This window comes from Halomonas ventosae, assembly GCF_004363555.1.
GTDB lineage: Bacteria > Pseudomonadota > Gammaproteobacteria > Pseudomonadales > Halomonadaceae > Halomonas > Halomonas ventosae.
This window is the reverse complement of sequence record NZ_SNZJ01000027.1, coordinates 20,623-34,025: the sequence shown is the minus strand read 5'-3', so window position 1 is coordinate 34,025 and position 13,403 is coordinate 20,623. Positions and strand designations below refer to the sequence as shown.

The 13,403-nt window shown below is 66.9% G+C and carries 14 protein-coding genes; 11 read left to right on the top strand and 3 right to left on the bottom strand.

Going from position 1 to position 13,403, the window contains the following annotated elements:
* Positions 1 to 30: 30 nt before the first annotated feature.
* Entirely contained in the window at positions 31 to 1,488 is a 1,458-nt protein-coding gene (locus DFP85_RS17845; RefSeq protein WP_133637769.1) for an SLC13 family permease, read from the bottom strand.
* Between the two features lie 180 nt (positions 1,489 to 1,668).
* Between DFP85_RS17845 and DFP85_RS17840 the strand changes: the two genes are divergently transcribed.
* The 9 genes from DFP85_RS17840 to ihfA all read left to right on the top strand — a co-directional run bounded on the left by DFP85_RS17840 (position 1,669) and on the right by ihfA (position 10,555).
* Positions 1,669 to 2,136 (top strand): DUF2489 domain-containing protein, encoded by a 468-nt coding sequence (locus DFP85_RS17840; protein ID WP_133637768.1) that lies wholly within the window; start codon positions 1,669 to 1,671, stop codon positions 2,134 to 2,136.
* A gap of 299 nt (positions 2,137 to 2,435) precedes the next feature.
* Positions 2,436 to 3,251, top strand: coding sequence for an OmpA family protein (locus DFP85_RS17835; protein WP_133637767.1), 816 nt, complete (start codon positions 2,436 to 2,438; stop codon positions 3,249 to 3,251).
* A gap of 220 nt (positions 3,252 to 3,471) precedes the next feature.
* Positions 3,472 to 5,373: a threonine--tRNA ligase gene (gene thrS, locus DFP85_RS17830; protein ID WP_133637766.1), complete on the top strand. Its 1,902-nt coding sequence runs from the start codon at positions 3,472 to 3,474 to the stop codon at positions 5,371 to 5,373.
* Between the two features lie 34 nt (positions 5,374 to 5,407).
* Positions 5,408 to 5,950: a translation initiation factor IF-3 gene (gene infC, locus DFP85_RS17825; RefSeq protein WP_279512953.1), complete on the top strand. Its 543-nt coding sequence runs from the start codon at positions 5,408 to 5,410 to the stop codon at positions 5,948 to 5,950.
* Between the two features lie 99 nt (positions 5,951 to 6,049).
* Complete coding sequence (rpmI, locus tag DFP85_RS17820) at positions 6,050 to 6,244, top strand: 50S ribosomal protein L35 (protein WP_016854829.1); 195 nt, start codon at positions 6,050 to 6,052, stop codon at positions 6,242 to 6,244.
* A 37-nt stretch (positions 6,245 to 6,281) separates the two neighbouring features.
* A complete protein-coding gene (rplT, locus tag DFP85_RS17815; RefSeq protein WP_013332273.1) occupies positions 6,282 to 6,635 on the top strand; it encodes a 50S ribosomal protein L20 in 354 nt (117 codons plus the stop codon).
* 115 nt (positions 6,636 to 6,750) lie between these two features.
* Entirely contained in the window at positions 6,751 to 7,770 is a 1,020-nt protein-coding gene (pheS, locus tag DFP85_RS17810) for a phenylalanine--tRNA ligase subunit alpha (RefSeq protein ID WP_106230965.1), read from the top strand.
* A gap of 40 nt (positions 7,771 to 7,810) precedes the next feature.
* Positions 7,811 to 10,189 (top strand): phenylalanine--tRNA ligase subunit beta, encoded by a 2,379-nt coding sequence (gene pheT / locus DFP85_RS17805; protein WP_133637764.1) that lies wholly within the window; start codon positions 7,811 to 7,813, stop codon positions 10,187 to 10,189.
* Between the two features lie 63 nt (positions 10,190 to 10,252).
* Positions 10,253 to 10,555, top strand: coding sequence for an integration host factor subunit alpha (gene ihfA, locus DFP85_RS17800; protein ID WP_106230963.1), 303 nt, complete (start codon positions 10,253 to 10,255; stop codon positions 10,553 to 10,555).
* 71 nt (positions 10,556 to 10,626) lie between these two features.
* Here ihfA and DFP85_RS17795 read toward each other — a convergent pair whose 3' ends face one another.
* Complete coding sequence (locus DFP85_RS17795; RefSeq protein ID WP_106230962.1) at positions 10,627 to 10,836, bottom strand: DUF2788 domain-containing protein; 210 nt, start codon at positions 10,834 to 10,836, stop codon at positions 10,627 to 10,629.
* 136 nt (positions 10,837 to 10,972) lie between these two features.
* Here DFP85_RS17795 and DFP85_RS17790 point away from each other — a divergent pair, with 136 nt between their 5' ends.
* Positions 10,973 to 11,437: a flavodoxin gene (locus tag DFP85_RS17790; RefSeq protein ID WP_133637763.1), complete on the top strand. Its 465-nt coding sequence runs from the start codon at positions 10,973 to 10,975 to the stop codon at positions 11,435 to 11,437.
* Between the two features lies 1 nt (position 11,438).
* Positions 11,439 to 11,804, top strand: coding sequence for a hypothetical protein (locus DFP85_RS17785; RefSeq protein ID WP_133637762.1), 366 nt, complete (start codon positions 11,439 to 11,441; stop codon positions 11,802 to 11,804).
* A 113-nt stretch (positions 11,805 to 11,917) separates the two neighbouring features.
* Here the strand turns inward: DFP85_RS17785 and ppnN are convergent, their stop codons facing one another.
* Positions 11,918 to 13,279, bottom strand: coding sequence for a nucleotide 5'-monophosphate nucleosidase PpnN (gene ppnN / locus DFP85_RS17780; protein WP_133637761.1), 1,362 nt, complete (start codon positions 13,277 to 13,279; stop codon positions 11,918 to 11,920).
* Positions 13,280 to 13,403 lie beyond the last annotated feature (124 nt).

Genomic DNA, 13,403 nt, shown 5'->3' with positions numbered 1-13,403 from the left:
GCTCGTCACGTTCCGGGCACCGAGGTTCGCCTACCAGAGCGTGATGATCAGGAAGTAGGCCATCAGAGTCACCAGCACCGTGCTGATCAGGTTGAGCACGAAGCCCGCGCGGATCATCGACTGGATCTTCATGTGGCCGGTGGCGAAGACGATCGCGTTGGGCGGCGTGGCCACCGGCATCATGAAGGCGCAGCTGGCGGCAATGGCGGCCGGCACCGTGATCAGCAGTGGCGAGATGTCCAGCGACAGGGCGAGGGCGCCGAGCAGCGGCAGGAAGGCGGCGGCGGTGGCGGTATTGGAGGTCACCTCGGTGAGGAAGATGATCACCAGCACCACCACGCCGACCATCGCCAGCAGCGGGAAGGTGCCGAACACCCCGAGCTGCTGGGCGATCCACTCCGCCAGGCCCGAGCGGCTGATGGAGCCGGCCAGGGCCAGGCCACCACCGAACAGCAGCAGGATGCCCCAGGGCAGCTCGCGCGCCGACTCCCAGTCCATCAGGCGCACCCCGGGCGCGCGGCCGGCCGGCACCAGGAACAGCGCAATGCCGGCGATGATGGCGATGCCCGTGTCGGAGAGCCAGTCGAGCCCGGCGTTATTGAGCAGCGGACGCAGCATCCAGGTCACCGCGGCGAGCAGGAAGACGAGGCCCACCCGTCGCTCGGCGGGGCTGGTCCGACCGAGCTTGGCCAGCTCGTCGCGGACCATGCCGGCACTGTCCTCGCCGGCGTCCAGGGCGAAACCGCGGCGGGTCAGCCACCACCAGGCACTGACCATCATGGCGACACTGATGGGGAGGCCGATCATCATCCACTGGGCAAAGCCGATGTCGATGCCGCGGTCCTCGGCCAGGTAGCCGGCCAGCAGGGCATTCGGCGGCGTGCCGATCAGGGTGGCCACGCCGCCGATGCTGGCGGAGTAGGCGATGGCCAGCAGCAGTGCCGTGGCGTAGCGGCGCAGTTCCTCCGGGTCGCTGCTGTCCAGCAGGCTGACCACCGACATGCCGATCGGCAGCATCATGATGGCCGTGGCCGTGTTGGACACCCACATGCTGAGAAAGCCCGTGGCCAGCATGAAACCGCCGATCTGCTGGCGCGGCTTGTGGCCGACCAGGCGCAGCACGTGAAGGGCGATGCGCCTATGCAGGTTCCAGCGCTGCATGGCGATGCCGAGCAGGAAGCCGCCGAGGAACAGGTAGATGATCGGGTTGGCATAGCTGGCGGCCGTCTCGCTCATGCTGCCGATCCCCAGTGCCGGCACCAGGGCCAGCGGCAGCAGCGAGGTGGCGGGGATCGGGATCGCTTCGGTGGACCACCAGGTGGCCATCAGCAGGGCGAGCCCCACGCAGGCCCAGGCCGGTTCGGCCATGCCGGCCGGGGCGGGCAGTACCAGGGTCATCAGCACCCAGAGGGGGCCCAGCCACAGGCCGATGCGCGCGGAGAGGGGAGGCGCCGAAGGGGGCTCGTGAGAGGCGTCGCGGGTGGACATCATCGCTCCTTGCCGGGGTGGGAGGGGAGGGGATAATACGCAGATTGCAGGCGTCGTGCAGGGCCCGGTGTGCAACACGGCGCCTTCTTCCCGGTCTCAGTGGGCACCGCTGTTGATTTAGGGAGGCAACCTGATCGTGTATAATATTTGTACATGCACTGAACCGACTGGGATACGCCCATGACCTCTACCCTGGCACTGACGCTTCTTGGCCTGGCACTGGCCATCATCGCCGGCCTCGGGGCCTACGCCTTCACCCTCTGGAAGGAGGTTCGGCGGCGCAAGGCCTTCCGCGAGGAGGAACTGCAGCGCGCCCATCAGAACTGCCTGGAGAACCTCGGGATGGTCGCCTCGGCGCTGGTCCAGGAGCAGGTCGATATCACCGAGGGTAGCTGGCGCTGCAAGGTGCTGCTGGAGATCCTCGACCAGCGGCTGACCGAGCGCCCCGATTTCCGCGCCTTCGACGAGGTGCATCAGCGCACCCGCCATCTGCATACCCACTCCGCCCGCCAGGCGCTCAGCCCCCGCGACCGCGTCCGCGAGGACCGTGAGCGACTGGCCGTGGAGGAGGAGTTCCGGGAGCCGGTGCTCAAGGCGGCAGCGGCGGTGATGGAGTTCCGTCGGGGCTGGCCGGGCAGCCTGCACTGAGTGCTGCAGGCCAGGTGTCGCGACCGTCACGCGCCGTTCCTTTGTGCGGTGGCGCACCATCCTTCGATTGCATCCTCCCGGTCTCTCCTGCAAGCTTGTCGGGTCACGTAGATGGCTGATATATGGCTGGAGGCCACGGCCATCGAAGGACCGGACTGGCCGAGACGGCACTTACGTGCTTTCTTGGTAAGTGCAGGAAGCGGGTCGGGGACCGCTTCCCCTGGGTCATTCCTCGGAACACCGGGTGATATCGGCATTTGCCTGCCACCCGGGATGACGTCAAGAAGAAGGAGTCTTACATGAAAAAATCCACGACTGGCTTGTTGCTCGGTTCCGCGCTGGTGGTCGGCCTGTCCGGCTGTGCCAGCTCCGCTTCCCAATCCGGTGATGGCGCCTCTGCCTCGTCCGATCGCGCCTGGTACCAGCACCCGACCGTCTGCGGCCTGGCCGGCGGCCTGATCGGCGGCGGCATCGGCTACGGCACCAGTGGCGAGTCCGACGAGGACCAGGGGGCGGCCATCGGAGCCACCGCGGGTGCCACCATCGGTGCCATGCTGTGTGCCGATACCTCGCCGGCACCGGCAGAACCGGCGCCGCGCGATACCGACGGCGACGGCGTCATCGATGCCAATGATGAGTGCCCGGGCACCCCGGCCGGCGTGGCCGTGGATGCCGTGGGGTGTCCGCTGGACTCCGACAACGATGGCGTGCCGGACTACCAGGACCAGTGCCCGGGAACCCCGGCCGGTGCCGAGGTCAATGCCCTGGGCTGCGAAGAGGACCTGGTGCTGCGTGACGTCAACTTCGAGTTCGACTCCGCGACCCTGACCATGGGCGCCGAGCAGATCCTCGCCGACGTCGCCGAGAAGCTGCGCGCCAACGAGAACGTTCGCGTGCGCATCGAGGGTCACACCGACTCCGTGGGCAGTGCTGCCTACAACGAGCAGCTGTCCCAGGAGCGTGCCGACTCCGTGGCCGACTACCTGGCCACCCAGGGCGTCGCGCGTGACCGCATGCAGACCACCGGTTACGGCGAGTCCCAGCCGGTAGCGACCAACGACACCGATGCGGGTCGTGCCGAGAACCGTCGCGTGGAGCTGGGCGAGTGGGAGTGATCCTGCCCTGATCCGGCCCATGGCCCCGGGCGCGTCCCGGGGCCGACGGCAGAACGAGAGAAGGCGCCTGCGGGCGCCTTCTCTCGTGTTGCGCCTCCTGCGCCCCCCATGGCGCCGCAGGGGGCGCTTCTGCTAGGCTAGGTGTCGTTTTTTCCACGACCATTCTGCTGGCGACACGTGATCCCTGGTATGGATCACCACTGCGCACAAGGAACCCTTCATGCCCATCGTGACCCTGCCCGACGGCAGCCAGAGATCCTTCGACGCTCCCCTCACCGTGATGCAGCTGGCCGAGAGCATCGGCCCCGGCCTCGCCAAGGCCTGCGTAGCCGGCAAGATCGACGGTGTCCAGGTGGATGCCGCCGATGTCATCGACCGTGACGCCGAGGTGGCGATCCTCACCGCCCGCGACCCGGAGGGCCTGGAGGTCATCCGCCACTCCTGCGCCCACCTGATCGGCCATGCCGTCAAGCAGCTCTATCCCGAGGCCAGGATGGCCATCGGCCCGGTTATCGAGGACGGCTTCTACTATGACGTCGACTTCGGGCGTTCGGTGACCCCCGATGACCTCGAGGCGATCGAGGCCCGCATGAAGGCGCTGATCGACCACGAGTACGACGTGGTGCGCGAGTACGTCGACCGTGACCAGGCGATGCTGACCTTTCTGCATCGCGAGGAGCCCTACAAGCAGGAGATCGTGCGCGGGATCCCTGAGGGAGAGACCATCCGGCTCTACCACCACGAGGAGTACGTGGACATGTGCCGGGGGCCCCACGTGCCCAATACCCGGCACCTGAAGGCGTTCAAGCTGACCAAGCTGGCCGGTGCCTACTGGCGCGGCAATGCCGAGAACCCGATGCTGACGCGCATCTACGGCACGGCCTGGCCCGACAAGAAGCAGCTCAAGGCCTACCTCAAGCGGCTCGAGGAGGCCGAGAAGCGCGACCATCGCAAGCTGGCCAAGCGGATGGACCTCTTCCACCTCCAGGAGGAGGCGCCGGGCATGGTCTTCTGGCACCCCAATGGCTGGACCATCTACCAGGCTCTGGAGCAGTACATGCGCCGGGTTCAGGTCGAGAACGGCTACCAGGAGATCAAGACGCCGCAGATCGTCGATCTCTCGCTGTGGAAGGCTTCCGGTCACTGGGGGCACTACAGCGACATGATGTTCACCACCGAGTCGGAGAAGCGCGACTACGCGGTCAAGCCGATGAACTGCCCTTGCCACGTCCAGGTGTTCAACCAGGGGCTGAAGAGCTACCGTGATCTGCCACTGCGCCTGGCCGAGTTCGGCAGCTGCCACCGCAACGAGCCCTCCGGTGCGCTGCACGGCCTGATGCGGGTGCGCGGCTTCACCCAGGACGATGCGCATATCTTCTGCACCGAGGGGCAGATCCAGTCCGAGGCCGAAGCCTTCATCGCCCTGACCATGAAGGTCTACCGGGAGCTGGGCTTCGATGACGTGGAGCTCAAGCTCTCCACCCGACCCGACGATGACTTCCTGGGCGAGCCGGCGCTCTGGGACCGTGCCGAAGCCGGTCTCGAGGCCGCGCTTGACGCCACCGGTCTCGACTGGGAGCTGCAGCCGGGCGAGGGCGCCTTCTACGGGCCCAAGATCGAGTTCTCGCTGCGCGACTGCCTCAACCGGGTCTGGCAGTGCGGCACCCTGCAGCTTGACTTCAACCTGCCGGGCCGGCTGGGGGCACAGTTCGTCGACGAGGACGGTGTCCGCAAGACCCCGGTGATGCTGCATCGGGCGATCCTCGGTTCCTTCGAGCGCTTCCTCGGTATCCTCATCGAGCACTATGCCGGGGCCATGCCGCTGTGGCTGGCACCTCAACAGGTGGTGGTCATGACCATCACCGATGCGCAGCGCGACCATGCCATGTCGGTGATGGAGCGATTGCAGAAAGTCGGCCTGCGCGTCAAGTCGGACTTGAGGAACGAGAAGATCGGCTTTAAAATCCGCGAGCATACGTTGCAGAAGGTCCCCTATCTCCTGGTGGTGGGAGATAAGGAAGTCGAGTCCGACTCGGTGGCCGTGCGTACGCGCAGTGGCGAGAACCTTGGTACGATGGGGGTGGATGCCTTCATCGACCGTGTTCGGGCCGAGCGGCAATAGCGACATCTTCCCAAGCTGAAGTGGAGACGGAACCATCAAGCGAAGCAACCCAAGAGGGCGTGTTCAAGACAAGCGCCCCCCCATGAACGAGCGGATTACCGAGGATCAGGTTCGCCTGATCGACAGCGACGGCGAGCAGCTGGGCATCGTGCCCACCGGCGAGGCGCTGGAGCGAGCCGAAGCGGCCGGTATGGACCTCGTGCAGATTTCCAATGCCGACCCCATCGTCTGCAAGATCATGGACTACGGCAAGTTCGTCTTCGAGCAGAAGAAGCAGAAGGCTGCTCAGAAGAAGAAGACGAAGCAGATCCAGGTCAAGGAAGTCAAGTTCCGGCCTGGCACCGACGAGGGGGACTATCAGGTCAAGATGAAGAACCTGATCCGCTTCCTCGAAGGTGGCGACAAGGGCAAGGTCACGCTGCGCTTCCGCGGTCGCGAAATGGCGCACCAGGACATCGGCCGCAAGCTGATGGAGCGGATCGCTGCCGATCTCGAGGAGATCGGGACCGTGGAGTCCTTCCCCAAGATGGAAGGGCGCCAGATGATCATGATCATTGCCCCCAAGAAGAAGCAGTAAGAGAAGAAGTGATCCGACGGCCAGTCCAACGGGCGGAAGGCGAAAGGCCCTTCCGTCGGCCACGGATTTTCTGAAGAAACCTCGAGCGGAGTTAACCTCATGCCGAAGATCAAGAGCAACAGCGGCGCTGCCAAGCGCTTCAAGAAGACGGCCAACGGCTTCAAGCACAAGCAGTCGTTTCGCAGCCACATCCTGACCAAGAAGTCCACCAAGCGGAAGCGTCAGCTGCGTGGGATGAAGCAGATCCACGACGCCGACAAGCAGCTCGTGCAGCGCATGCTGCCGAACCTGTAACCCCTTGGTCGCAACCCTCTACCGTCAGGAGTAAGCCATGACTCGCGTCAAGCGTGGCGTCGTTGCACGTCGCCGTCACAAGAAGATCCTCAAGCAGGCCAAGGGCTACTACGGTGCCCGTTCACGCGTCTTCCGCGTGGCCAAGCAGGCCGTCATCAAGGCTGGCCAGTACGCCTACCGTGACCGCCGCCAGCGCAAGCGCCAGTTCCGCGCCCTGTGGATCCAGCGCATCAACGCCGGTGCCCGTCAGCACGGCCTGTCCTACAGCCGCTTCGTCGGTGGCCTGAAGAAGGCCGGAATCGAGATCGACCGCAAGGTGCTGGCCGATCTGGCCGTCAACGAGAAGGCTGCCTTTGCCGCCATCGTCGAGAAGGCCAAGGCTGCCCAGTAAGGGACGTCGACCCTTGGCCGGCCGCGGCATGTGCCGTGACGCCGGACCATGATCGTCGCAGGGGAAGAGCAGCCGCTCTTCCCCTGTTTTTTTGAAAGACTTCGGAGCTCAACGGATGGACCACCTTCCCACTCTGGTTGCCGAGGCCCGCGACGCCATCCACGCCGCCGACAGCCTGGCCGCGCTGGACGAACTGCGCGTCCGCTATCTCGGCAAGAAGGGCGAGATCACCGCGCTGCTCAAGGGGCTGGGCAAGCTGCCTGCCGAGGAGCGCCCGGCCGCGGGCGAGCGCATCAACCAGGCCAAGCAGGCCCTGGGCAAGGAACTGGACGAGCGCCGTCAGGCCCTGGAGAAGGCGGCCCTCGAGGCGCGCCTGGCGGCCGAGCGCCTCGACGTGACCTTGCCGGGGCGCGGCCAGCCCAGCGGGGGCCTGCACCCGGTGACCCTGACCCTGGAGCGCATCGAGGGGCTCTTCACCCGCATCGGCTATGACGTGGCGGTCGGTCCCGAGATCGAGGACGACTACCACAACTTCGAGGCCCTCAATATCCCCGCGCATCACCCGGCGCGGGGCATGGCCGATACCTTCTACTTCGATGCCACCCGGCTGCTGAGAACCCATACCTCGCCGGTCCAGGTGCGGACCATGAAGGAGGCCGAACCACCGATCCGCATCGTCTGCCCCGGGCGCGTCTACCGCAGCGATTCCGACCTGACCCACACCCCCATGTTCCACCAGGTCGAGGGGTTGCTGGTCGACGAGGACGTCAGCTTCGCCGACCTCAAGGGCACCATCCAGGACTTCCTGCACGCCTTCTTCGAGCGTGATGACCTCTCGGTGCGCTTCCGGCCCTCCTACTTCCCCTTCACCGAGCCCTCGGCGGAGGTCGACATCCAGTGCGTGATGTGTGGTGGCGAGGGCTGCCGGGTCTGCTCCCACAGTGGCTGGCTGGAGGTGATGGGCTGCGGGATGGTGCATCCCGAGGTGTTCCGTCACTCCGGCATCGACGCCGAGCGCTACACCGGCTTCGCCTTCGGCATGGGCGCCGAGCGGCTGGCCATGCTGCGCTACGGCGTCAATGACCTGCGGCTGTTCTTCGACAACGACCTGCGCTTCCTGCGCCAGTTCGCCTGATCGACCCCCGGACAAGCAGAACACAGCGATAGGATCTGACATGAAATTTTCCGAACAGTGGCTGCGTGACTGGGTCTCACCGGCGCTCTCCACCCAGGCGCTGGCCGACCAGATCACCATGGCCGGCCTGGAGGTTGATGCCGTGGAGCCGGTGGCCGCCGCCTTCAGCGAGGTCGTGGTGGCGGAGGTGGTCGGCAAGGAGCCGCATCCCGATGCCGACAAGCTCAACGTCTGCCGGGTCGATGACGGCAGCGGCGAGCCCGTCCAGGTGGTCTGCGGGGCACCCAATGTGGCCGTGGGGCAGAAGGTCCCCTTCGCCCGGGTCGGGGCGGTGCTGCCCGGAGACTTCACGATCAAGCAGGCCAAGCTGCGCGGCGTCGAGTCCCGCGGCATGATCTGCTCGGCCTCCGAGCTGGGCCTCGAGGAGGAAGCCTCCGCGGGCATCCTCGTGCTGCCGGCCAGCGCGCCGGTAGGCGAGGGGTTCCGTGACTTCATGGGCCTCGACGACCACACCATCGAGGTGGATCTCACGCCGAACCGCGGGGACTGCCTGAGTCTCAAGGGGCTGGCCCGCGAGGTCGGAGTGCTCAACCGGCTGGCCGTGTCGGGCCCCGAGCTCGCCCCCGTGGCGCCCACCCTCGATGAGACCTTCCCGATACGCGTCGAGGATGCCGAGCGCTGCCCGCGCTACATCGGTCGCCTCATCAAGGGCGTCGACGTCACCGCCGAGACCCCGCTGTGGATGGTCGAGCGGCTGCGCCGCAGCGGTATCCGCGCCATCGACCCGGTGGTGGATGTCACCAACTACGTGATGCTCGAGCTCGGCCAGCCCCTGCATGCCTTCGACCGCGCCAACCTGCACGGCAGCGTGGTCGTGCGGCTGGCCCGGGAAGGCGAGCAGTTGGTGCTGCTCGACGGCCAGGCGATCACCCTGGAGGGCTCCACGCTGGTCATCGCCGACGAGCGTGGCCCGCTGGCGATCGCCGGCGTGATGGGCGGCGAACACTCCGGCGTGAGCCCCGAGACCCGCGACATCTTCCTCGAGGCCGCCTTCTTCTCGCCGCTGGCGGTTGCCGGCCAGGCGCGCTCCTATGGCCTGCACACCGACGCCTCGCACCGCTTCGAGCGCGGTGTCGACCCGAGCCTGCCCCGTGAGGCCGCCGAGCGGGCCACCGCCCTGTTGCTGGCGATCACCGGCGGCGAGCCGGGGCCCCTGGTGGAGGTGGCAAGCGAGGCACACCTGCCGGACGGTCGCCAGGCGACCCTGCGTGCCGCACGACTGGAGCAGGCGCTGGGCAAGTCGCTGCCCCGTGACGAGGTGACCGAGATCCTCGAGCGCCTCGGCCTGGGGGTGACGGTCAGCGAGCAGGACTGGACCGTGCAGGTCCCGAGCTGGCGCTTCGACATCGCCATCGAGGAGGACCTGATCGAGGAGGTGGCGCGCATCCACGGCTACAATCGCCTGCCGGTGCGCCGTCCCCAGGTCCGCCTGGCCCTGCGCGCGGCCCACGAGGCACACACGCCGCTGGCAAGGCTGCGCCGCCAGATGGTCGCGCGCGGCTACCAGGAGGCGGTGACCTACAGCTTCGTCGCCCCCGAGCTGCAGCAGGCGCTGCATCCCGAGGCGGTCTCGCCGGCGCTGGCCAACCCCATCTCCAGCGACCTCTCGGTGATGCGCGCGAGCCTCTTTCCCGGGCTGGTGCGGGCCCTTCAGCACAACCTCAATCGCCAGCAGGACCGGGTGCGGCTGTTCGAGACCGGCCTCGTCTTCCGCGGCGAGCTCGACCACCTGCACCAGACCCCGATGCTCGGGGCGCTGGTCTGCGGGCCTCGCGAACCTGAGGGCTGGACCGGCGGCAGGGCGCCGGTCGACTTCTTCGACCTCAAGGGGGACCTGGAGAGCCTGCTGGCCCTCGGCGAGCCCCAGGCCTGGCGCTTCGAGCCCGGCGAGCACCCGGCCCTGCACCCCGGCCAGTGCGCCCGCGTCCTGCATCGTGGCGAGGAGGCCGGCTGGATCGGCACCCTGCATCCGGCGGTGCGCGCGAGGCTCGGCCTCAAGGTCGATGCGTTGCTCTTCGAGGTGCGCCTCGATGCGCTGACCCAGGGGCGGGTGCCGGCCTTCACGCCGCTCTCGCGGCATCCCGAGGTGCGCCGCGACCTGGCCTTCCTGGTCGAGGAGGGGCTGCCGGTGCAGACGCTGCTCGACACCATCCGGGCCGAGGCCGGCGAGTGGCTGGTGGAGTCGCACCTGTTCGATGTCTACCTGGGCAAGGGGGTGCCGGAAGGCCTCAAGAGCGTGGCCCTGGGCTTGACCTGGCAGCATCCATCGCGCACGCTTAATGACGAGGAAATCAATCAGTTGGTTGATGCCATCGTCGCGGAGTCCCGTCAGCATCTGGGGGCCGAGTTGCGCGCCTGAGGCCCGGCGTGTCGTCGATCGGCAGGACCAGCGCCACGAGGACGACAACATGGGTGTGACAAGATGGGTGCGTTGACCAAGGCGGAACTGGCCGAACATCTGCACGCCGAGCTTGGCCTCTCCAAGCGCGAGGCCAAGTCCATGGTGGAGGCGTTCTTCGAGGAGATACGCGGCTGCCTGCGCGAGAACGAGCAGGTCAAGCTCTCGGGGTTCGGCAACTTCGACCTGCGCGACAAGCGTGAACGACCTGGTCGCAACCCCAAGACCGGCGAGGAGATTCCGATCTCGGCGCGGCGGGTGGTCACCTTCCGGCCCGGACAGAAGCTCAAGAGCCAGGTCGAGGGGTACCGCGGCGAGGCTCACTGATCTCCTTGCTGATCATCAAGAACGCCACTCCGAGGAGTGGCGTTTTTCGTGGGCGGTTGCTCGGCATGTCGTCACACGCCGTTGCCGCTCTCCAGCATCCAGGTGATGACCACCTTCAGGACATAGCCCAGCATCCCGGCCCCCAGCACCACGAAGAGCATGATGGTGCCGAAGCGGCCGGCCTGGGACTTCTTCGCCAGGTCCCAGATGATGAAGCACATGAAGAGGATCAACCCGCCGATCATGATCGGGGTGATCCAGGTCTCGAAGGTCTGCTGCATGATGCCTCCGTGCACGCCTCAGGGGAAAGTCCGACCATTGTACTCGGGCTCTGGCGACACTGCAGGCGCCAGGGCGTGGCCCCATGCCGCACCCCCATGTTAAAATCCGACAGAAATTCTCAGGTAAATCCATGACATGCCCATGCTCAAGATCTTCGTAGGCACCATGTACGGCGGGGCCCTGGACGTCGCCGAGCAGGTCAAGCCGCTGTTCGAGGAGGCCGGCTACGAGGTGGCCATCTTCGACCAGCCGACCCTCGACGACCTCATCGGCTCGCCCACCGACCTGGCGCTGTTCTGCGTCTCCACCACCGGCAGCGGCGACCTGCCCGGCAACATCGTGCCCTTCGCCCGTGACCTCGAGGAGCAGAGTCCCGGCCTTGGTGGTCTGCGCTACGGCCTCATCGCCCTGGGCGACAGCTCCTATGGCGACACCTTCTGCGGTGCCGGACGCCATCTCGATGCGCTGCTCGAGGGGCAGGGCGCCCAGCGCCTCGGCGAGCGCCTCGAGGTGGATGCCATGGAGACCTTCATGGCGGACGACGAGGCCCTGCCCTGGGTCGAGGAGTGGATCGACGCCCAGCAGCTGAAGGTGGCCTGAGGTGGGTGCGACGCCCACAGCGGAGCGCCTCAGCCTGCTAGTGGGGCTCGGGGTGCTGATGCTGGCAACCCTGCCTCGCTACCAGGTGGGGGGGCACGAGACGCAGCTGTCGCTGATGCTGATGGCGCTGGCCGTGGTGGCCGTAGTGGCCCTGCTGCAGTGGCGGTTGCTCCCGGGCGAGGCGCGCTCGCGCCTTCCCGCCCTGCTGCGTCGCCTGGGCCTCTGCCTGGGTGCGGGCCTGGTCGTGATGACGGCCTGGCACGCCCTGACCAGCGACTTCTTCGGCTGGGAGCTGCTGGTCTCCCACGGCGCGACCCTTGGGCTGCTGCTGCATGCCCTGTGGTTGTGGGTCAGGGTGCCTCGCTAGAATAGCCTCAAGCCACAAGGAGCAAGCTACAAGGATAAACCCCCTTGGCTTGCTCCTGCTGTTTCCGCGTCATGCTGACTTGCCCCTTGCCCCTTGCCCCTTGCCCCTTGCCCCTATCCCAGCGTATAGCAGGGCACATAGTCGCCGGCGAGCTTCATGCGGCCCTGGTCGACGAAGGAGGCCAGCAGCTCGTCGAGGCGCGCCATCAGCGCCGGTTCGGCATGCAGCCGGAAGGGGCCATGGGCCTCGATGGCGCGGATGCCCCGCTCCTTGACGTTGCCGGCGACGATGCCCGAGAAGGCGCGGCGCAGGTTGGCGGCCAGCTCGTGGACCGGCTGGTCGCGGTGGAGCGCCAGTCCGGCCATGGCCTCGTGGGTGGGCTCGAAGGGCTCCTGGAAGTCCCGGGCCACGGTCAGGCGCCAGTTGTAGTAGAAGGCGTCCTGGCGACTGCGGCGATACTCGGTCACCGCGTCGATGTTCTTGCGCATGGTGCGGGCGACCTCGACGGCGTCGTCGACGACGATGCGATAGAGGCGGCGTACCTCCTCGCCCAGGGTGTAGACCAGGAACTCGTCGATGCGCTTGAAGTAGTCGGCAGAATCGGCGGGCCCGGTGAGGATCACCGGCAGCTCCATGTCGGCATTGTCCGGGTGCAGCAGGATCCCCAGCAGGTAGAGGATCTCCTCGGCGGTGCCCACGCCCCCCGGGAAGACGATGATGCCGTGTCCCAGCCGCACGAACGCCTCGAGGCGCTTCTCGATGTCGGGCATCACCACCAGCTCGTTGACGATGGGGTTGGGTGCCTCGGCGGCGATGATGCCGGGCTCCGAGACCCCCAGGTAGCGTCCCTGGGTGCGACGCTGCTTGGCATGGGCCACGTTGGCGCCCTTCATGGGCCCCTTCATGGCACCGGGCCCGCAGCCGGTGCAGATGTCCAGCTCGCGAAGCCCCAGGTGGTAGCCGACCGACTTGGTATAGTCGTACTCCTCGCGGGAGATCGAGTGGCCGCCCCAGCAGACGACCAGGCTGGGGTCGCGTCCCGGCTTGAGGGTCCCGGCCTTGCGCAGGATATGGAAGACCGCGTTGGTGGTGCCCTCGGCGGTCCGCAGGTCGAAGCGATGGCGGGTCTGGATCTCGTTGTAGACGTAGACGATGTCGCGCAGCACCGCGGAGAGGTGCTCGCGGATGCCGCGGATCATCTTGCCGTCGACGAAGGCCTCGGCCGGGGCATTGGTGATCTTGAGGCGTACCCCGCGGTCCTGCTGCAGCACCTCAATGTCGAAGTCCCGATAGGTCTCCAGCAGGGCCAGGCCATCATCGGTCAGGTTGCCGCAGTTGAGTACCGCCAGCGAGCAGTTGCGCAGCAGCTCATGCAGGCCGCTCCGGGAGGTGTCGTGGAGGCGCTCGACCTCCTGCTGGGAGAGGATCTCGAGGCTGCCTTCCGGCGAGATGGTGGTGGAAATGGTGTCGGGCATGCTTGGCGTTCCCTGTCGTCATGGCGGCATTGCTCGTCCTGCGATGCTACCACGCCGCGCCACGGGCGGGCAGCGCTGCGGGCCTGGTGGCAAGCTGGTAGAATCCGGGCTGCCAGGCCACTGC

Coding starts and splice junctions, on each gene's coding strand:
- DFP85_RS17845 (WP_133637769.1), bottom strand. CDS start 1,488: ATGTCCACCCGCGACGCCTCTCACGAGCCCCCTTCGGCGCCTCCCCTC.
- DFP85_RS17840 (WP_133637768.1), top strand. CDS start 1,669: ATGACCTCTACCCTGGCACTGACGCTTCTTGGCCTGGCACTGGCCATC.
- DFP85_RS17835 (WP_133637767.1), top strand. CDS start 2,436: ATGAAAAAATCCACGACTGGCTTGTTGCTCGGTTCCGCGCTGGTGGTC.
- thrS (WP_133637766.1), top strand. CDS start 3,472: ATGCCCATCGTGACCCTGCCCGACGGCAGCCAGAGATCCTTCGACGCT.
- rpmI (WP_016854829.1), top strand. CDS start 6,050: ATGCCGAAGATCAAGAGCAACAGCGGCGCTGCCAAGCGCTTCAAGAAG.
- rplT (WP_013332273.1), top strand. CDS start 6,282: ATGACTCGCGTCAAGCGTGGCGTCGTTGCACGTCGCCGTCACAAGAAG.
- pheS (WP_106230965.1), top strand. CDS start 6,751: ATGGACCACCTTCCCACTCTGGTTGCCGAGGCCCGCGACGCCATCCAC.
- pheT (WP_133637764.1), top strand. CDS start 7,811: ATGAAATTTTCCGAACAGTGGCTGCGTGACTGGGTCTCACCGGCGCTC.
- ihfA (WP_106230963.1), top strand. CDS start 10,253: ATGGGTGCGTTGACCAAGGCGGAACTGGCCGAACATCTGCACGCCGAG.
- DFP85_RS17795 (WP_106230962.1), bottom strand. CDS start 10,836: ATGCAGCAGACCTTCGAGACCTGGATCACCCCGATCATGATCGGCGGG.
- DFP85_RS17790 (WP_133637763.1), top strand. CDS start 10,973: ATGCCCATGCTCAAGATCTTCGTAGGCACCATGTACGGCGGGGCCCTG.
- ppnN (WP_133637761.1), bottom strand. CDS start 13,279: ATGCCCGACACCATTTCCACCACCATCTCGCCGGAAGGCAGCCTCGAG.